This window comes from Streptomyces sp. NPDC007945 (assembly GCF_042958885.1).
GTDB lineage: Bacteria > Actinomycetota > Actinomycetes > Streptomycetales > Streptomycetaceae > Streptomyces.
Genome location: NZ_JBIBJV010000002.1, coordinates 680248 through 698141, shown reverse-complemented (window position 1 = coordinate 698141; position 17894 = coordinate 680248). Strand labels below are relative to the sequence as shown.

Sequence of the window (17894 nt, the reverse complement as noted above, 5' to 3'; positions counted from 1 at the left end):
GGATTGTGTGTTCACCACCCCGGTCCCCGTGGATAAGGTGCAGAACAGTCATGACGTGCGCCCCGAGGGGAAGGGGGTACGCGAAGACGGGGGGTCCGACGTGCCGACAGCGATCGTGGTCACCGGCGCCGACCTCGTGCTGCCGCCCACCGATCCCGCGACCCCCAACGCCGCCGTGCTCGCCGACCCCGCGGCCCGCACCCTCGACGACTCCGTCACCGAACTCCGGCGACTCGTCGACCGGTTCGGACACGTCCTCGTCGTCTGCCCGACCTCCGCGCCGCCCGCCGTCGCCCACCGCCTCCACACCGTCCGCGGCCTCCTGGAGAGCGACCGGATCGCGCTGGTCAGGACCGACCTGCCGCCGCTCGGCGCCGCCGTCCTCGTCCGCCAGCTCCGGCAACTCTCCACCTGCGACTTCAGCCCCGGAGTCCTCGCCTCCGCCGCCCGGCTCCTCGCCCACTACATCTACGCGGGCGCCGTCCTCGGCTCCGTCTCCCGTCTCGACCGCGTCCCCGTCACCCTCGGCTCCCACCTCAAGAGCTGGCTCCCCGGCGCCCACTTCGCCGTCCTCGCCGGACCCACCCCCCGCATCGTCCGCGTCGGCGCCGACGAGTCCGGCTTCACCGGGCCCGAGTTCGCCACCCGCCTCCTGATCGCCCGCGGCCAGCTCGCCACCGAATGGCCGACCACCGCCCTCGCCCCCCGCTGGGCCGTCGCCGGCCCCGTCGAGGAGACCGCCCTCCCCGCCTCCTCGCCCGCCTGGTGGGGCACCCCCAAACTCACCGAGTTCGCCGCCCACCTCCCCGACCTGCCCGTCCTCCACCGACTCGTCGCCTCGGTCCGCCGCGAGACCTGCCACTGGTGCGGCATGGAGCTCATCGGCGACCGCTGCGGCTTCTGCGCGGCCCCCCTGGCCGGCCCCACCGCGCCAGCCCAGGCGGGCCGCTGACCCGATGAACGGCGACCCGATGAACGAGGAAACCCGATGAACTCCCGCCAGCGCCGCGGCGTCATCCTGCTGCTGCTCTCCGTCCTGTGCGCCCTCGGCGCCTTCGCCGGCGTCCTCGCGGTCATCAGCGACGTCAACGCCAAGGTCGGACCGGAGACCACCGCCTACCGGGTCAAGAACGACATCAAGCCGTACGTCCGCCTGAAGGCCGGCGACTTCGAGAAGGTCTCCATGCCGGAGCGCTGGCTCTCCGGCACCGCCGTCACCGACCTCGCCCAGGTCGACGGCAAGATCGCCGTCACCACCCTCAAGGCCGGCTCGCTCCTCCAGAAGGACATGATCGTCGCCCGCCCCGCGCTGAAGCCCGGAGAGCAGGAGATCGCCATCATGATCGACGCCGCCACCGGCGTCGCCGGCAAGATCAACCCCGGTGCCACGGTCAACATCTACGCCACCTTCGCCGGCGACAAGAAGGGCGAGCCCGACCAGTCCCGCCTCCTCGTCGCCGCCGCCCGCGTCATCGACGTCGGCAAGCTGACCTCCATCGACACCAGGAGCAACCGCGTCAACCGCGACACCGAGGCCGTCCCCATCACCTTCGCCCTCTCCGCCCAGGACACCCAGCGCGTCGCCTACGCCGAGTCCTTCGCGGAGCACGTACGCCTCGCCCTCGTCGCCCCCTCGGCCGACGGCGCCCCCGCCGGGCCCGCCCCGGGCGACCGCACCTACACGCTCGACAAAGACAAGTGAGGCCCGGCCATGCCCACCAGGATCCTGCCGGCCGTCGGTGACCCCGACGCCGCCCGGGCCGTCGCCACCCTCCTCGGCCAGCTCCCCGACGCCGAACCCGCCCCGCCCGTCCCCGACTCCACCCAGCTCGTCGACGCCCTCGCCCGGCTCGCCGCCGAATCCCTCGACGCGCTCCCGGAGGTCGTCCTCGTCCACGAGCGGATCGGCCCCGTCCCCGCGCTCGACCTCGTCCGCGAGGTCGCCCTCCGCTTCCCCGCCGTCGGCGTCGTCCTCATCACCGCCGACTCCGGCCCCGGCCTCCTCTCCGCCGCCATGGACTCCGGCGCCCGCGGCCTCGTCTCCCTCCCGCTCGGCTACGAGGAACTGGCCGGCCGCGTCCAGGCCGCCGCCCAGTGGTCCGCCGGCTTCCGCCGCCACCTCGGCGGCGGCGCCGCCGAACTCCTCGCGGGCCCCGGCGGCACCGTCGTGACCGTCAGCGGCGCCAAGGGCGGCGTCGGCACCACCCTCACCGCCGTCCAGCTCGCCCTCGCCGCCCGCGCCTCCGGCCGCACCGTCGCCCTCCTCGACCTCGACCTCCAGAGCGGCGACCTCGCCTCCTACCTCGACGTCCAGTTCCGCCGCTCCGCCGCCGACCTCGCCGCCATCAACGACATCTCGCCCCGCGTCCTCCAGGACGCCGTCTACGTCCACGAGACCGGCCTCTCCCTCCTCCTCGCCCCCGCCGAGGGCGAACGCGGCGAGGAGGTCACCGACCGCGCCGCCCGCCAGATCGTCAGCGCCCTGCGCGGTCGCCACGACGTCGTCGTCGTCGACTGCGGCGCCCGCCTCGACAGCGCCAACGCCGCCGCCGTCGAGATGGCCGACACCGCCCTGCTCGTCACCACCCCCGACGTCATCGCCGTCCGCGCCGCCAAGCGGACCGTACGCATGTGGGAACGGCTCCAGGTCCGCAAGGCGGAGGAAACCGTCTCCGTCGTCAACCGCCACTCCCGCGGCAGTGAGATCCAGCCACCCCTGGTGCAGAAGATCACCGGCACCCGCATCGCCGGCGTCACCGTCCCCGCCGCCTACAAGGAACTCCAGGCCGTCGTCGACGCCGGCCGCCTCCACGAACTCGACGCCCGCTCCACCGTCAAGCAGGCCCTGTGGACCCTCGCCGCCGAACTGGGCCTCACCGGCCCCCCGGCCGACGCGCCCGCCACCCCCGGGAAGCAGCTCGCCCGCGCCGGCGACCGCGGCTCGCTGGGGCTGCGGCGGCGCGGCGGAGGGCGCTGAGCCATGGACGGGCAGCGGGGACGCGGTGACCGGGGCCAGGTGGCGGTGGAGTTCACCGGCATGGTTCCGGTCATCCTGCTCACCCTCGCCCTGCTGTGGCAGGTCGTGCTCGTCGGGTACTCCTACACCCTCGCCGCCAACGCGGCGGACGAGGCGGCGCGGGCCGCGGCGGTGGGCGACGACTGCGAACCTGCGGGGTCCCGGCACCTGGACGGCGCCTGGGCGGGGGATGTGCACTGCGGCCTTCCGGCGAACGGCATGGTCACCGTCACCGTCTCCGTCGACACCCCGATCCTCTTCCCCGGCTTCGGCGGCTTCCCCGGCGTGAAGGCGACGGCCGGCGCCGTGTACGAGGGGGAGGAGGCGGACCGATGAGGCGTACGGGACGGCCGCAAGTACGGCGCGGCGCCGGCGGCCCGGGTGCGGGCCCCGCCCAGGAGGCGGGTGCGCGTGACCCGGGGAGACGTGCGGAGAGGCGTGGGGGCACCGTCCGGGCGGCCGGTGCCGTCGGGGGCCGGGGCGGTGCGCCGCGGGACGGTGCCCGGCGGCCGGACGACGGCCCTCGGAGCCGTACAGGATCCCGTCCTCGGGTCCGCGACCGCGGTCAGGCGGCCATCGAGTACCTCGGCTTCCTGCCCATCCTGCTCCTCGTCGGGCTCGCCGGGCTCCAGCTCGGCCTCGCCGCGTACGCCGCGCAGCAGGCGGGGACGGCGGCGCGGGCCGCCGCGCGGGCTGCGACCAGCGACGAGGAGGACGCGCCCAGCCCCGAGGCGGCGGCAGCGGCGGCCGTCTCCGGATGGATCGAGACCGGCGTGGAACGGTTCGAGGGCGACGGCGAGGTCACCGTCACCGTGACCGTGCGCGTCCCCAAGGTCGTCCCCTTCTGGACCTTCGAACCGGTCAAGAGGTCCGCCACCATGCCCGACACCCCGCAGGAGGACGAGATCCCGTGAGCCTGCGCGCCCGCATCCACCACACCGGCGACGACCCGCGTGCCCTCGGGCCCGGAGGGGACCGGGAGGACGGCCACCTCGTGGCCTCCTTCCGGGCGAAACTCCTGGAGGAGATCGACCTCACCGAGATGTCCGCGCTCGCGGCGGCCGAACGCCGGGCCCGCCTCGAACGCGTCCTCGGCCACATCATCAGCCGCGAGGGCCCCGTCCTCTCCACCGCCGAACGCGGCCGGCTGATCCGCCGCGTCGTCGACGAGGCCCTCGGCCTCGGCGTCCTCGAACCGCTCCTCGAAGACGCCTCCATCACCGAGATCATGGTCAACGGCCCCGACCAGATCTACATCGAGCGCGCCGGCCGCGTGGAGCTCCTCCCGCTCCGCTTCGCCTCCCACGACCAGCTGATGCAGACCATCGAGCGGATCGTCTCCACCGTCAACCGCCGCGTCGACGAGTCCAACCCCATGGTCGACGCCCGCCTGCCCTCCGGCGAGCGCGTCAACGTCATCATCCCGCCGCTCTCCCTCACCGGCGCCACCCTCACCATCCGCCGCTTCCCCCGCGCCTACACCCTCCACGAGATGATCGGCCTCGGCTCCCTCGACGAGCAGATGCTGATGCTCCTCTCCGGCCTGGTCCAGGCGAAGTTCAACATCATCGTCTCCGGCGCCACCGGCACCGGGAAGACCACCCTCCTCAACGCCCTCTCCGGCCTCGTCCCCGAGGGCGAACGCATCATCACCATCGAGGACTCCGCCGAACTCCAGCTCCAGCAGTCCCACGTCATCCGCCTCGAAGCCCGTCCCCCGAACATCGAGGGCCGCGGCCAGGTCACCATCCGCGACCTCGTCCGCAACTCGCTCCGCATGCGCCCCGACCGGATCATCGTCGGCGAGGTCCGCGGCGGGGAGACCCTCGACATGCTCCAGGCCATGTCCACCGGCCACGACGGCTCCCTCGCCACCGTCCACGCCAACTCCGCCGAGGACGCCCTGATGCGGCTCCAGACCCTCGCCTCCATGTCCGAGGTCAAGGTCCCCTTCGAGGCGCTGCGCGACCAGATCAACAGCGCCGTCGACGTCCTCGTCCAGCTCACCCGCCACCCCGACGGCACCCGCCGCGTCACCGAGATCGCGATCCTCGCCTCCCACGGCCGCGAACGCTTCCTCCTCGCCACCGTCTGCCACTTCCGGGCCGAACCCCTCGCCGCCGACGGCCGCGTCCACGGCCACTACGTCCACCACCCGCTCCCGCGCCGCGTCGCCGAACGCCTCTACATGGCCGGCCAGCCCGTCCCGCCCGCCTTCGGCGTCGCCGCCGACGACGCCGCCCTCGCCGTCCGGGAAGCGACCTAGGAGCGCCGATGACCGACCCCTTCTGGCTGACGACCGCCGTCGCGCTGCTCGCCTGCGTCCTCGGCGTCACCGGCGTCCAGGTGTACGCGAACGGGGCCCGCCGCCACGCCGCGCTCGTCGCCCGCCTCGACGACACCGCCGCGCCCGAGGCGACCGGCCGCCGCAGGCGCCGCTTCCCGGCCCTGGACCGGCGGGTCAGGGCCACCGCCCTCGGCCGGAACCTGGAGCGCCGGATCGCCGCCACCGGACTCGACGTGACACCGGGCGAGTTCGTCGTCGGCCTGACGGTCACCGTCGCCGTCCTCTGGACGGTCGGCCAGGCGGCGCTCTCCCCCTTCTTCGGCCCGATCTGCGGCCTGCTGGGCGTCTGGGTGGCCCTCGGCTACCTCAACTGGCAGCGCCAGAAGCGCATCGAGCGCTTCATCAACCAGCTCCCCGAGCTCTCCCGGATCCTCGCCAACGCCACCCAGGCGGGCCTCGCCCTCCGCATGGCGATCAGCCTGGCGGCGGACGAGATGGAGTCCCCGGCCGGCGACGAACTGGAGAAGGTCGCGCAGCAACTGGCCGTCGGCACCCCGCTCGACGACGCCCTCGCCGAACTCGCGGAACGCCTCCCGTCCCGCGAACTGGTCGTCCTGGTGACGACCCTGGTCCTCGCCAACCGCGCCGGCGGCACCGTCGTCTCCTCGCTCCGCAACCTCACCGAAACCCTGGAACAGCGCAAGGAGACCCGGCGCGAGGTCCGCACCCAGCTCTCCCAGGTGAGCATGACGGCGTACGCGGTCCCCGTCATCGGCTTCGGCTCGCTGCTGCTGATCGACAACATGCAGCCGGGCGCGCTGGACCGCATGACCGGCTCGCCGCTGGGCCAGGGCGCGGTGGTGGTGGCGTGCGCGCTGTACGTCCTCGGCTTCGCGGTCATCCGCCGCTTCTCGAAGATCGACGTGTAAGGGCGGTTGCGACCGATGATCCTGGAACTCGCCCTCGCCCTCCTCGCGGGCCTCGCCGTCGCGGGCTTCGCCTACGGGCTCCGCCTCTACCGCGCCGACGCCCGCCTCCCCGACGACCTCCGCCTCGCCCTGGAGGTCGGCGCGACCCGCACCGGCGCCGTCGACTCCGCCGTCGACCGGCTCGGCATGCGCTGGTCCCCCACGGTCCTGCGCTGGATGGGCCCGAAGCGGGTCGGGGCGGTCCGCCGCCGCATCGACCTGGCGGGCAACCCCGGCGGTCTGACCATCGACCGCTACGGCGCGCGGCGCGCGGTGTACGGCTTCCTGGGAGGCCTGGGCGGCCTGCTGATGCTGAGCCGCGATGCGTACGTGACGGCGGCCCTCCTCTTCGCCTTCGGCGCGTTCTGGACGGAGGTGGGCATCTGGTCGGCCGTCCGCATCCGCAAGGACCAGATCGAACGCACCCTCCCGGACTTCCTCGACGTGCTCGCCGTCGTCGTCTCGGCGGGCCTGGGCTTCCGCCAGGCCCTGGAACGCGTCGCGGAGAGGTACGAGGGCCCCTGGTCCGACGAACTCCGGATCACCCTGCGCCAGATGGACATGGGCGTCCCCCGCCGCCAGGCCTTCGACGAACTCCGCCGCCGCAACGACTCCGAACAGGTGGCCCAGTTCGTGACCGCGCTCCAGCAGGGCGAGGAGCTCGGCGCGCCCATCGTCGACACGCTGATCCAGATCGCGGAGGACATGCGCCGCACGGACGCGCAGAACGCCCGCCGCAAGGCGGCGAAGGCGGTCCCCAAGGCGACCATGGTCATCACCACCCTGATGGTCCCCGCGACCATGATCCTGCTCGGCGCGGGCCTGTTCCTCGGCACGGGCACGGACCTCGGCTCGATCGCGGGGGAGTGAGCGCGGTGCGACGACGCATGAAACTTCCCCCAACTCCCCACGGAGCCCCCGCCCCAGGCCATACCCTGCCGGAGTGCACGGCCCCGCCCGAACCCGGAGCTGACGAACGACCCAGGCTCCCCTGTCCACCACAGGCCCCCCGGGCGTACCGTGCCACCACCGCACGAGCGTCAGACCTCGGAGGGGAGCACGATGTACGACGCCATGCTGAAGGCCCTGACCAGAGCCCGACTCCACACCACGTCCCGGGACGACCGGGGGCAGACGGCGGTGGAGTATCTGGGGATCATTGTGGTGGTGGTGGCGATCATCATCGCGATCACGGGGACGGACATCGGTACTTCCATCCTGAATGCGATTCGCGACAAGATCAGCGACATCACTGGTGGCGGTGGAGGGTAAGGCGCGTCCTGACGGATCGGGGCCAAGCGTTTCCCGCCTACGTGACAGTGATAGCGGGGTTGCTGTTCCTGGCCTTCGTCTATTTCGCCGTCGGACAGGCCGCAGTGCTGCGCAATGGCGCTCAGACAGCCGCTGACGCAGCGGCCCTCGGGGCTGCCCAGGACGCCCGTGACCAGCTTCGGGAGGGTTGGCTCGAAGTGATAGGCGACCCAACGCAGTGGTCTGGGTTCATCCGGGGTGAGGGGTATGTCGTGGAACGGGCCTGTCTCAGGGCCGGGGAACTTGCCGCTCGGAACGACGCCGCGCTCGTGCCCAGGGGCTGCGTATCGCTTGACTTCGGCTTCACGGTGACCGTACAGAGCGAGGGCACGGTCGGGGAATCGATCGTCCCGGATACGGCCGGCCGGCAAGCGACAGCGTCTGCCTCCGCCGTGATCGAACCGCTCTGCAGGTTCGTTCCGCCCGAACCGAGCACCGAGCCGAGTACCGAGCCCAGCGCAGAGCCGACCAATGAACCCGATCCGTCCAGCACTCCGCCTGAGGGACCTGAAGAGGAGGAGCCGGTTCAGATCGTGGTACTCACCTGTGACGGCGAGGACTGGGAGATCGACCCCGAAGAGCCCGTGCTCCCTGGTGTCGACGACCTCTTCCGCATCCGACTGACCGGCGACGACGAGTAAAGGAAACGCTCTTCATGAACGTCTCGTATGTGAGAGGGGGGTTTATCGCCCTCGCGGTAACCGCCTCCTTGACCGTTGCCGGCTGTGGCGCTGACGCCGAACCCAAGGCATCGCCGAAGCCGCCCACGGCGACTCAGTCCTCTCAGCAGTCCGCTCCTTCCCAGGAGGAACCGGCCACCGGAACGCCTACGGAGGCAGCAGAGCCGCTGCTGGTCGCCAAGGGGCGGAAGGGTGTCGAGCTGGCCATCGAGTCAGCGGAGCGGGACGCGGGCGGCTTCCTGACTATCAAGGGACGCCTTTCGAACCCGTCCGGCTCCTCGGTCGTCCTGCCGGGTGAAATGAGGGGGAATGAGACGGAGGTCGTGAAGCACGGGCTGTCCCTGGGCGGAGCGTCCCTCATCGACCCCGTCGGCAAGAAGCGCTACTACGTCCTCCGCGATACGGATGGCCGCCCCCTCACCACCACCGGTCTCGACAGCCTCGGTGCCGGCAAGTCCACCGCCGTCTTCATGCAATTCCCTGCACCCCCCGCCTCCACCACCGAGGTCTCGTTCCAGCTGCCCACCTTCGAACCCGCCACGCTCAAGCTCTCCTGAGGCGACGCCATGATGACGACGACAGGACGACGACGCAGGGTGGCCGCGCTGGTGGTCGTGGCGATGGTGGGATGGTCGGGGACGGCCGGCTCCGTGGCGTACGCCGACGACCCGCCCGGCAGCACCTCCACATCCCCGCCCCCCGCCATCGACACCAACTCCCCGAACCTGATGCTCCCCGACGGCGCCACGCTCGCGCCCGCGAAGGTGCTCGACATCAAGCAGATCGTCGAGGAGGAGGGCGGCGAGCAGCGCCGCGAGGACACGAACGTGGACGTGACGTTCGCGCTGCAGGCGGAGGTGCTGTTCCCGAAGGACAGCGCCAAGCTCAGCCCCGCCGCCGCGGCACGCATCCGCGCCATCGCGGCGGAGGTGCGGACGCAGGGGTCCGGGAAGGTGCGCGTCTTCGGCTTCACCGACAACCTCGGGACGTACGAGCACGGCCTGAAGCTCTCCAAGGAGCGGGCCGTCGCCGTGCAGCAGGTGCTGGCGCGCGAGCTGGACCCGGGGACCTCGTACGAGATCCGCGGCTACAGCGAGGACTACCCGATCGCCGACAACGGCACCGAGGAGGGCCGCAAGAAGAACCGCCGCGTCGAGGTCTCCTTCCCCCGCACCGCGCCACCCCCGCCCCAGTCCGCCACTCCCTGAGCACCCGCCGGTCCGGGCCGGCATCACTCGGGGCGAGGCGTTCCCGGAACTGTCTCGCCGCAGCGCCGGAAGAGCGCCGGCCCCGCGCGCGCCGCGGCGAGTTCCTCGTAGCGCCGGGTCCGGGCGAGCGGTCGCGGGTGGCCCACCAGCCCGGAGCCTCCAGCCCCGGCGGCGCCGTGTCGATGTCGAGCCGCGTCGCCCGGGCCGCACGCCCCCGACCGCCCCCGACGCCCCGCACGAGCCGTGCGCCGCCCCCTCCACACGAGCTCCCCGGTGCGTCAGGTCGATCGCGGGCCACCGTCCTTCCCGGCGGACAGGTCCGCCAGCGAGTTCGCGATCGTCGCCGTCATCCTCCCCGGCTCCGTGAAGACCTCTCTCGCCGTGAAGCGCAGCACGCGGCGGATCTCCGGGCAGGACTGGAGGGCGTTGAAGCGGGCGACGTCCCGTTCGTGGGCGCGGGGTGTGCCGTGGTACGCGTATCCCTCGACCTCCACCGCCAGGCCCGCGGACCGGAAGAGGAAGTCCGGGCGCAGGGTCCGGCCCCGCGGGGTGCGCAACGGCGGCTGGCACTCGGGGTGCAGGGAGGCGTCGGCCATGCGCAGGCGGGCCACCGTCTCCGCGGGGGAGCCGGACGCCGGCCGGCTGAGGGCGAGCCAGGCGCGGGCGCGCGGTGCTCCGGGGCGGCGGACCGCGAGCTGGGCGGCCAGGTCCTCGTAGCGCACCAGCGGGTCCCTGCGGACGCCTTCGACCACCCGGCGGGAGAGGGCCGAGTCCGCCGTCACCACCGCCGCCTCCCTGCTCCCGGCGGCCCGTATCAGGTCGGCGACCGTCCGCGCGGCCGTCGTCACCCGCAGGCCCCGGCGCAGGCAGACGTCCTCCGGCGGGAGGGAGGACCGGGAGGCCTCGGGCGGCGGCGGGCCCGTCAGGAGCTCGATGCGGTGGACGCGGGCCGCCGTGGCGTGGCGGCAGACCCGCCGCGGGCGCAGCAGTTGCAGCGCGGTCTCCCGGACCCGCCAGTCCGTCTCCTTGCCCGGCACCGCCCACGCGCCCGGGCAGATCCGCTGCCAGCCGTCCCGCCGCAGGCGCGCGGCGAGCCGGCCCGGCGTCCAGCCCGCGGCGAGCGCCCAGACCGTGAGGAGTACCCCGCCCCTCGCGAGGATCGCCAACTCGTACATACGCCCAACGATCCACGGAAGAGCGACACTTCGCACCCCCTGTGGAAAACCCCCCGAAAGTTATCCCCAGGAAAGCGTAAATGTGTCGGGACGGAGAGGCCGGGGAGGAGCATTCTGGACCGAAACACCACAACACCTCCGGGGCAGGCCACCGATGCCGCACTCCGCCACTCCTCAGACCGGCACTCCTCAGACCGTCACTCCTCAGACCGGCACTCCTCAGGCCGTCACTCCTCAGGCCGTCACTCCTCAGGCCCTCAGTGTCCAGACCGCTCCTGCGCAGACCCCCACTGTTCAGGCCGTCGATCCGCAGACCGTCACCTCTCAGGCCGTCACCTCTCAGACCGCCGCCCCGCCAACCGCCACCCCTCAGACCGTCACCGCGCCGCACGTCGCTCCTCTGGCCGATGCCCGCGCGTCCGGCGTGCGGCTCGTCCGCGACCTCGTCGCCCACGTGCCCTCGTTCCAGGGCGCCTACGACAGCCACGTCTTCCGGCAGGGCGACGTCCTGCCGCACGTCTTCTTCTGGGACGTCGTGCAGGGGACCGTCCGCTCCTACCTCGCGGAGGGGGAGGCGGCCGACTGGCGTCGCATCCTCGACTTGCTGGAGGAGCGGTGCGGGCGCGGCGACGCCGCCGTCGACGAGGTGATCGTGACCTCCTTCCTCGGCGACCTGCCGTCCCCGCACGAGCCGGGCCACGGCATCGTCCTGCAGCTCGGCCCCGTCCTGGCCGCTCGGTTCGGGCGGATGAGACCCCGAGGATGAGCCCCCGCGGGTGAGCACCTGCGGCCCGGCGGTCCGGTCGCGCAACCGTCCGGTCGTCCAGCGTCGGGTCAACCCAGGGCGCCCCCGGGGCGATCCGACCGCCCCCCGATAATCGAGCGCATGTCCCCGCCCTCGCGTCGCCCCTCCCCCCTCCTGCTCGCCCTCGGCGGGTACGCCGTCACCCGGGTGGTCGGGCTCGCCGTCCTCGCCGTCGTCGCCGCCGCGACCGGCAAGGACGGCTTCCACCGGCTCAGCGGGCGCTGGGACTCCGTCTGGTACGTGCGGATCGCCGAGCACGGATACGGGTACGAGACCACGCTCCCGAACGGCGACGTCCACTCCGACCTGGCGTTCTTCCCGCTCCTCCCCGCCCTCGAGCGGGGCCTCTCCGCCGTCCTCCCGCTCGACGCGGCCGGCGCCGGGCTCCTCGTCTCCTGGACCGCCTCGCTCGCCGCCGCCTGGGGGATCTTCCGCTGCGGCGAACACGTCGTCTCGGCGCGCGCCGGTGTCGTGCTCGCCGTGCTGTGGGGGGTGTACCCGACCGCGTTCGTGCAGTCGATGGCGTACACGGAGACGCTCTTCACCGCGCTCGCCGCCTGGTCGCTGTACGGGGTGCTGCGCGGGCGCTGGATCCTCGCCGGGTTCCTGTGCGCGCTCGCCGGGCTGACCCGGCCCACCGCCGCCGCGCTGATCGCCGCCCTCGCCGTCACGGCCGCCGTGACCCTCGTACGGGACCGGCGGCTGCCGCTCCGGACCCTTGCCGGGGTGCTGCTCGCGCCGCTCGGCTGGCTCGGGTACGTGGCGTACGTTGGCGTCCGCGAGTCGAGCGCCACCGCCTACTTCGACGTGCAAGCGGCGTGGGGGAACTCCATCGACGGCGGCGTCGCCCTCGCCCGCTTCATCGCCTCCCTGCCCCGGCCCGCCGCGCTCGGCCTCTGCGCCGCCCTCGCGCTCCTCGCCTGGCTGGTGGTGCTGTGCGTCCGGCAGCGGCAGCCGTTGCCGCTGCTCGTGTACACGGTGGGGGTGGTCGTGGTGTCCCTGGTCGGCGCCGCGTACTTCGGCTCCCGGCCGCGCCTGATGATGCCCGCCTTCGGGCTGCTGCTGCCGCCCGCCGTCGCGCTCGCCCGGCTCCGCACCGGCCGCGCGGCCGTGGTTCTCGCCGGGTTGGCGCTCGCCTCCGCCGGGTACGGGGCGTTCACGCTCCTGGGGGCGGGTCCGCCGTGAGCGTCAGCCGCGTGCCCGGCCGGACGCCCCACCGTGCCATCGCGCCGGCCTCGGCCTCCAGGACGTGCCGGGCGCGCGGCCGGGGAAGGCCGAGGCGGCCCGGGCGCATGGTGACGACGGCGAGCACCCGCAGCCGCCGGTCCAGGTAGGCCACGTCGATCGGGAAGCGCATGCCGAGGGTGTGGACGCTGTTCGCCGGGGTCAGCATCATCGCCCCCGCGATCCCGTCCCGGCCGAGCAGCCCGCGCCGCCGCGCCCGGTACGAGGCCGCGACCTCGACGGGGACCGCAGGTCCCTCCGGCACCGCGAGCGTTCCCGTCCCGTCCCGCCGACTCCGCCCCATGCGCCCGACCTTAGACCTAAGGTCGGGCCGTGTCCGCCTCGCCGATCGTCCTCGTCGTCCTCGCCGCCCTGTGGGGCGCCGCCGCCGGGCTGCTCGTGCCGCGGGCCGCGTACCGGCTGTCCGTGGCGCCCGAGGAGCCGTGGCGGGAGCGGTGTCCGGCGGGGCACGCCCTCACCGGCCCGGCGGGCGGCTGGCTCGGCGGTCCCGGCCGGGCCGCGTGCGCGACGACGCCGGCCCCGCTCGCCGCGCCGCTGCTGACCGCCGCGGTCTGCGCGCTGCTCGCCGCGGCCGCCGGAGGCCCCCGGCCGGAGCTCGCGGTGTGGCTGCTCGCGGCGCCCTTCGGGGTGCTGCTCGCCTGCGTCGACGTACGGGTGCAGCGGCTGCCGGACGGGCTGACGCTGCCGCTCGCGCTCGCCGTGCCGCTGCTCCTCGGGGCCGCCGAGCTCCTCCCGTACGACGCCGGGTCCTGGCCGTCGGCCCTGCTCGGGGCCCTGGCGCTCGGCGGCGGCTATCTCGCCCTGCACCTGGTCAACCCGCGGGGCCTCGGCTTCGGCGACGTGAAGCTGGCACTGCCGCTGGGCGCCGCGCTCGGCTGGTACGGCTGGGGCGTCCTCTTCACCGGCGCGTTCCTGGGCTTCCTGCTGGGCGCCGGATACGGCTTCGGGCGGGTCCTCCTCGGCCGCGCGGGCCGCTCCTCCGCGATCCCCTTCGGGCCCTTCATGCTCGCGGGCGCCCTGCTGGGGATCGCGCTCGGCGCCTTCACCGCCGTGCCCTGACGGGGGGCGACGTCAACGGGGGAGCGGCGGGGGGCGTTCCCCCGTCGGAGGGACGGAAGTCCGCCGCCACGCCGGGGCACAAAACCGCCACAGGGCCCCGGAACCCTTGCGGCGCCTGGGATCCGGGGAAATCCGCGCCGATCGTTCGGCGCACGTGGCGCGCAGCCCGACTATTGAAGGGTTATGGTGGAACCCCCCCCTCGGGCCGGTCCGTATCCCCCCCACGGACCGGCCCGTTTTTCTTCTCCCGCGCACCCCCGCCCCCCCCCGGCGCACCCGGGAGCCTCGGGTCAGCTCCGGCCGGCCCAGATGTTGGTGCCCTCGGTGTCGACGGCGAAGGAGTCGATCTCCTTCAGCTCCGCGTCCGTGAGCGGCGCGGAGGCCAGCGCCGCCACGTTCTCCTCCAGCTGCCCGACGCTCGACGCGCCGATCAGGGCCGAGGTCATCCGCGGATCGCGCAGCACCCACTTCAGCGCCAGCTGGGCCAGCGACTGCCCGCGCCGCTCGGCGATGGCCGCGAGGCCGGTCAGCCGGCGCAGCACCTCCTCGGAGAGCAGGTTCGGGTCGAGGGACTTGCCCTGGGTGGCGCGGGAGCCCTCCGGGATGCCCTTCAGGTACTTGCCGGTGAGCAGGCCCTGGGCGAGCGGCACGAAGGAGATGCAGCCCATGCCGGCCGTCTCCAGCGTGTCGAGCAGCCGGTCGTCCTCGATCCAGCGGTTGATCATCGAGTACGAGGGCTGGTGGATCAGGGCCGGGACGCCCATCTCCCGCAGGAGCCGCGCGGCCTCGGCGGTCTGCTCCGCGTTGTACGAGGAGACGCCGACGTACAGCGCCTTGCCCTGCTGCACCGCGGAGGCGAGCGCCCCCATGGTCTCCTCCAGCGGGGTCTCCGGGTCGAAGCGGTGGGAGTAGAAGATGTCGACGTGGTCGAGGCCCATCCGGCGCAGGGAGGCGTCGAGCGAGGACAGCAGGTACTTGCGGGAGCCCCACTCGCCGTACGGCCCGGGGTGCATCAGGTAGCCGGCCTTCGTCGAGACGATCAGCTCGTCCCGGTAGGGCGCGAAGTCCTGGGCGAAGATCTTGCCGAAGTTCAGCTCGGCGGAGCCGGGCGGCGGGCCGTAGTTGTTCGCCAGGTCGAAGTGGGTGACGCCGAGGTCGAAGGCGCGGCGCAGGATCGCGCGCTGCGAGTCGAGCGTGCGGTCGTCGCCGAAGTTGTGCCAGAGCCCGAGGGAGATGGCGGGGAGCTTGAGCCCGCTGCGGCCCGAGCGGCGGTACTCCATCGAGTCGTAGCGCTCCGCGGCGGCGCGGTAGAGGGGGGATTCAGTCACGTATCCCTGCTTATCACGGACTTGTGACAGTTCCGTGGGCGGTTGTGACACGCCCGGGCTGGGAGCCTTCACCCGACGGCAGTAGTGTGGCGGCTTGCGAACCGCCCGCCCATGGAGGGGTAAAGAACAGTGAACCTGCGCGACCTGGTGTACGGGCTCTACGCACGCCGGGTGGAAGGCCGTCTCGACCACGATCAGGTGCCCAAGCACATCGGGGTCATCCTCGACGGCAACCGGCGCTGGGCCAAGGCCTCCGGCGGCACTCCCGAGCAGGGACACAAGGCCGGCGCGGACAAGATCCGGGAGCTGCTCGGCTGGTGCGGCGAGACGGACGTCGAGGTCGTCACGCTCTGGATGCTCTCCACGGACAACCTGAGCCGTCCCGAGGAGCAGCTGGTGCCGCTGCTCGGGATCATCGAGGACGCGGTGAAGGCGCTGGCCTCGGACGGCCGCTGGCGGGTGCACCACGTCGGCACCATGGACCTGCTGCCCGCCAGGACCCAGACGGTCCTCAAGGAGGCCGAGGAGTCCACGCGGGGCAACGCCGGGATACTCGTCAACGTCGCCGTCGGCTACGGCGGCCGCCAGGAGATCGCGGACGCGGTCCGCTCCCTCCTCCTGGACCACGCCGAGCGCGGCACCAGCTTCGAGGAGCTGGCCGAGACCGTCTCCATCGACCTCATCTCGGAGCACCTGTACACCCGCGGCCAGCCCGATCCCGACCTGGTGATCCGCACCAGCGGCGAGCAGCGCCTCTCCGGCTTCATGCTGTGGCAGAGCGCGCACTCGGAGTACTACTTCTGCGAGGTCCACTGGCCGGCCTTCCGCAAGGTCGACTTCCTGCGCGCGCTGCGCGACTACGCGGCCCGGCACCGGCGCTACGGCGCCTGAGCCCCCGCACCCCCTCGGGCCCCGGGGGAGTCACCGGACGTTCACGAACACGCCGTCATATGCCGTGGCATGGCGAGGAGTGTTCGAGGGAATAAGCCTGGTGAAGTGAGCGGCACGGAGACCGCCACCCGGGAGGCCCCTTGCACCAGGACGACCGTGCGGGACACGCACGGGAGACGCGGAGGGCCGGCGTTCGGCCCGCGCTGGGCGGTCCGATCCCGGTCCCATTCCGCCGCGACACCGGTTGTTCCGTCGCACCCCGGCCTCATACGGGTCTTCAGAGGGGGTCAGTCCTTCCGTGGTGACCAGCACGAAGCGCCGCCTTTCCGACCGGCGCACCTATGTACTCGACACCAGCGTCCTGCTCGCCGACCCCAAGGCGATGTCCCGCTTCGAGGAGCACGAGGTCGTGCTCCCCATCGTGGTGGTGACCGAGCTGGAGGCGAAGAGGCACCACCCCGAGCTCGGCTACTTCGCCCGGCAGGCGCTGCGCCTGCTCGACGACTTCCGGGTCCGGTACGGCCGCCTTGACGCGCCGCTCCCGATCGGGGACCTCGGCGGCACGCTGCGGGTCGAGCTCAACCACTCCGACCCCTCCGTCCTGCCGGCCGGCTACCGGCTGGGCGACAACGACTCCCGGATCCTCGCGGTCGCGCGCAACCTCCAGGCGGAGGGGTACGACGTCACCGTCGTCTCCAAGGACCTGCCGCTGCGCATCAAGGCGTCCTCGGTGGGCCTGCTCGCCGAGGAGTACCGCGCGGAGCTCGCCATCACGGACGCCAACGGCTGGACCGGGATGTCCGAGCTGGCCCTCTCCGCCGAGCAGATCGACCTCCTCTACGACGAGGAGCGGCTGTACGTGCCCGAGGCGGCCGAGCTGCCCGTCCACACCGGCCTGGTGCTCCAGTCGGAGCGCGGCAAGGCCCTCGGCCGGGTCGGCGCGGACGGGAACGTGCGGCTGGTCCGCGGCGACCGGGAGGCCTTCGGGATCCGCGGCCGCAGCGCCGAGCAGCGCGTCGCCCTCGACCTGCTGCTCGACCCGGACGTCGGGATCATCTCGATGGGAGGCCGGGCCGGCACCGGCAAGTCGGCGCTCGCGCTCTGCGCGGGCCTGGAGGCGGTCCTGGAGCGCCGGCAGCACCAGAAGGTGATGGTCTTCCGTCCGCTGTACGCGGTCGGCGGCCAGGACCTCGGCTATCTGCCGGGCAGCGAGTCCGAGAAGATGAGCCCGTGGGCGCAGGCGGTCTTCGACACGCTCTCGTCGGTCGCGGGCCGCGAGGTGATCGAGGAGGTGCTGTCCCGGGGAATGCTGGAGGTCTTGCCGCTCACCCACATCCGGGGCCGCTCGCTCCACGACGCCTTCGTCATCGTCGACGAGGCCCAGTCCCTGGAGCGAAACGTCCTGTTGACCGTTCTGTCCCGTATCGGCGCGAATTCGCGGGTGGTGCTCACCCATGACGTCGCCCAGCGGGACAACCTCCGGGTGGGGCGGTACGACGGAGTCGTGGCCGTGGTCGAGAAGCTGAAGGGGCATCCGCTCTTCGCGCACGTCACCCTGACCCGTTCCGAGCGCTCCCCGATCGCGGCCCTGGTGACCGAGATGCTGGAGGACAGTCACCTGTAGTCCGATTCATACCGTTTGGCTCCCGTACGGGAGTTGGCGCCGCCCGGCGAAGCGCAGGAGCTTAGCCGGGCGGCGCCCCGCTGTCCGCAACATCCGTCAAAACACCTGCGTCCAATGAGGTGTGAGCTTTCACACGCAACACGGAATTGCCTTGCGGCGTCCGCGTCCGGCAAAGTCTTGCTTCCGTCAGGCCCCGCATACGGCACCCGTGCATCCTCGATCCCTTCGAGCGCACACCGCACCACCGCACAACTCCACAGACGTCGCCGTATGCCGCCCACAGCACCACGGGCCCGT

General features: G+C 72.8%; 20 protein-coding genes. 17 read left to right on the top strand and 3 right to left on the bottom strand.

The features are described 5' to 3' along the window. Positions 1-100 precede the first annotated feature (100 nt). The 12 genes from ACFZCF_RS08440 (at position 101) to ACFZCF_RS08385 (ending at position 9470) form a co-directional block, all read left to right on the top strand. Complete coding sequence (locus ACFZCF_RS08440) at positions 101-952, top strand: hypothetical protein (protein ID WP_391285463.1); 852 nt, start codon at positions 101-103, stop codon at positions 950-952. Between the two features lie 36 nt (positions 953-988). Beyond that, the gene (gene cpaB, locus ACFZCF_RS08435; protein WP_388436989.1) at positions 989-1702 is read left to right on the top strand and encodes a Flp pilus assembly protein CpaB; all 714 of its coding nucleotides are present in this window, start codon (positions 989-991) and stop codon (positions 1700-1702) included. A 9-nt stretch (positions 1703-1711) separates the two neighbouring features. Further along, positions 1712-2977 (top strand): P-loop NTPase, encoded by a 1266-nt coding sequence (locus tag ACFZCF_RS08430; protein WP_391285462.1) that lies wholly within the window; start codon positions 1712-1714, stop codon positions 2975-2977. A gap of 3 nt (positions 2978-2980) precedes the next feature. Continuing rightward, a complete protein-coding gene (locus ACFZCF_RS08425; RefSeq protein WP_391285461.1) occupies positions 2981-3352 on the top strand; it encodes a TadE/TadG family type IV pilus assembly protein in 372 nt (123 codons plus the stop codon). Next, the gene (locus ACFZCF_RS08420; protein ID WP_391285459.1) at positions 3349-3930 is read left to right on the top strand and encodes a TadE/TadG family type IV pilus assembly protein; all 582 of its coding nucleotides are present in this window, start codon (positions 3349-3351) and stop codon (positions 3928-3930) included. The genes ACFZCF_RS08425 and ACFZCF_RS08420 overlap by 4 nt, the downstream gene beginning before the upstream one ends. Continuing rightward, positions 3927-5282, top strand: a complete 1356-nt coding sequence (locus tag ACFZCF_RS08415) for a CpaF family protein (protein ID WP_388436977.1) — start codon at positions 3927-3929, stop codon at positions 5280-5282. The genes ACFZCF_RS08420 and ACFZCF_RS08415 overlap by 4 nt, the downstream gene beginning before the upstream one ends. Before the next feature lie 8 nt (positions 5283-5290). Next, positions 5291-6232: a type II secretion system F family protein gene (locus ACFZCF_RS08410; protein ID WP_391285457.1), complete on the top strand. Its 942-nt coding sequence runs from the start codon at positions 5291-5293 to the stop codon at positions 6230-6232. A 21-nt stretch (positions 6233-6253) separates the two neighbouring features. Next, positions 6254-7141 (top strand): DUF5936 domain-containing protein, encoded by an 888-nt coding sequence (locus ACFZCF_RS08405; protein WP_388438882.1) that lies wholly within the window; start codon positions 6254-6256, stop codon positions 7139-7141. A gap of 192 nt (positions 7142-7333) precedes the next feature. Further along, positions 7334-7543: a Flp family type IVb pilin gene (locus ACFZCF_RS08400; protein WP_391285455.1), complete on the top strand. Its 210-nt coding sequence runs from the start codon at positions 7334-7336 to the stop codon at positions 7541-7543. Between the two features lie 8 nt (positions 7544-7551). Continuing rightward, positions 7552-8223 (top strand): pilus assembly protein TadG-related protein, encoded by a 672-nt coding sequence (locus tag ACFZCF_RS08395; protein WP_391285999.1) that lies wholly within the window; start codon positions 7552-7554, stop codon positions 8221-8223. 14 nt (positions 8224-8237) lie between these two features. Beyond that, positions 8238-8819 carry a hypothetical protein gene (locus ACFZCF_RS08390; protein ID WP_391285454.1) on the top strand — a complete coding sequence of 194 codons (582 nt, stop codon included), beginning with the start codon at positions 8238-8240 and terminating at the stop codon, positions 8817-8819. A gap of 12 nt (positions 8820-8831) precedes the next feature. Then, positions 8832-9470: an OmpA family protein gene (locus ACFZCF_RS08385; protein ID WP_391285997.1), complete on the top strand. Its 639-nt coding sequence runs from the start codon at positions 8832-8834 to the stop codon at positions 9468-9470. Positions 9471-9748: 278 nt separating this feature from the next. Here the strand turns inward: ACFZCF_RS08385 and ACFZCF_RS08380 are convergent, their stop codons facing one another. Further along, on the bottom strand, positions 9749-10645 hold the full coding sequence (locus ACFZCF_RS08380; protein ID WP_388436965.1) for a hypothetical protein: 897 nt from the start codon (positions 10643-10645) through the stop codon (positions 9749-9751). A 154-nt stretch (positions 10646-10799) separates the two neighbouring features. Between ACFZCF_RS08380 and ACFZCF_RS08375 the strand changes: the two genes are divergently transcribed. Beyond that, positions 10800-11411, top strand: coding sequence for a hypothetical protein (locus ACFZCF_RS08375; RefSeq protein WP_391285452.1), 612 nt, complete (start codon positions 10800-10802; stop codon positions 11409-11411). Positions 11412-11531: 120 nt separating this feature from the next. Beyond that, positions 11532-12635 (top strand): mannosyltransferase family protein, encoded by a 1104-nt coding sequence (locus ACFZCF_RS08370; protein ID WP_391285450.1) that lies wholly within the window; start codon positions 11532-11534, stop codon positions 12633-12635. Here the strand turns inward: ACFZCF_RS08370 and ACFZCF_RS08365 are convergent. After that, a complete protein-coding gene (locus tag ACFZCF_RS08365) occupies positions 12607-12978 on the bottom strand; it encodes a DUF192 domain-containing protein (RefSeq protein ID WP_391285448.1) in 372 nt (123 codons plus the stop codon). The genes ACFZCF_RS08370 and ACFZCF_RS08365 overlap by 29 nt on opposite strands. 29 nt (positions 12979-13007) lie before the next feature. Between ACFZCF_RS08365 and ACFZCF_RS08360 the strand changes: the two genes are divergently transcribed. Next, positions 13008-13754 (top strand): prepilin peptidase, encoded by a 747-nt coding sequence (locus tag ACFZCF_RS08360; RefSeq protein ID WP_391285446.1) that lies wholly within the window; start codon positions 13008-13010, stop codon positions 13752-13754. 290 nt (positions 13755-14044) lie between these two features. Here ACFZCF_RS08360 and mgrA read toward each other — a convergent pair whose 3' ends face one another. After that, complete coding sequence (gene mgrA / locus ACFZCF_RS08355) at positions 14045-15082, bottom strand: L-glyceraldehyde 3-phosphate reductase (RefSeq protein ID WP_388436951.1); 1038 nt, start codon at positions 15080-15082, stop codon at positions 14045-14047. A gap of 129 nt (positions 15083-15211) precedes the next feature. Here mgrA and ACFZCF_RS08350 point away from each other — a divergent pair, with 129 nt between their 5' ends. Together ACFZCF_RS08350 and ACFZCF_RS08345 are read left to right on the top strand one after the other, a co-directional pair. Beyond that, on the top strand, positions 15212-15973 hold the full coding sequence (locus tag ACFZCF_RS08350; protein WP_388436948.1) for an isoprenyl transferase: 762 nt from the start codon (positions 15212-15214) through the stop codon (positions 15971-15973). Positions 15974-16271: 298 nt separating this feature from the next. Further along, complete coding sequence (locus tag ACFZCF_RS08345; protein ID WP_388436945.1) at positions 16272-17597, top strand: PhoH family protein; 1326 nt, start codon at positions 16272-16274, stop codon at positions 17595-17597. Positions 17598-17894: the final 297 nt, after the last annotated feature.

Coding starts and splice junctions, on each gene's coding strand:
- cpaB (WP_388436989.1), top strand. CDS start 989: ATGAACTCCCGCCAGCGCCGCGGCGTCATCCTGCTGCTGCTCTCCGTC.
- ACFZCF_RS08430 (WP_391285462.1), top strand. CDS start 1,712: ATGCCCACCAGGATCCTGCCGGCCGTCGGTGACCCCGACGCCGCCCGG.
- ACFZCF_RS08425 (WP_391285461.1), top strand. CDS start 2,981: ATGGACGGGCAGCGGGGACGCGGTGACCGGGGCCAGGTGGCGGTGGAG.
- ACFZCF_RS08420 (WP_391285459.1), top strand. CDS start 3,349: ATGAGGCGTACGGGACGGCCGCAAGTACGGCGCGGCGCCGGCGGCCCG.
- ACFZCF_RS08410 (WP_391285457.1), top strand. CDS start 5,291: ATGACCGACCCCTTCTGGCTGACGACCGCCGTCGCGCTGCTCGCCTGC.
- ACFZCF_RS08400 (WP_391285455.1), top strand. CDS start 7,334: ATGTACGACGCCATGCTGAAGGCCCTGACCAGAGCCCGACTCCACACC.
- ACFZCF_RS08390 (WP_391285454.1), top strand. CDS start 8,238: ATGAACGTCTCGTATGTGAGAGGGGGGTTTATCGCCCTCGCGGTAACC.
- ACFZCF_RS08385 (WP_391285997.1), top strand. CDS start 8,832: ATGACGACGACAGGACGACGACGCAGGGTGGCCGCGCTGGTGGTCGTG.
- ACFZCF_RS08380 (WP_388436965.1), bottom strand. CDS start 10,645: ATGTACGAGTTGGCGATCCTCGCGAGGGGCGGGGTACTCCTCACGGTC.
- ACFZCF_RS08375 (WP_391285452.1), top strand. CDS start 10,800: ATGCCGCACTCCGCCACTCCTCAGACCGGCACTCCTCAGACCGTCACT.
- ACFZCF_RS08370 (WP_391285450.1), top strand. CDS start 11,532: ATGTCCCCGCCCTCGCGTCGCCCCTCCCCCCTCCTGCTCGCCCTCGGC.
- ACFZCF_RS08365 (WP_391285448.1), bottom strand. CDS start 12,978: ATGGGGCGGAGTCGGCGGGACGGGACGGGAACGCTCGCGGTGCCGGAG.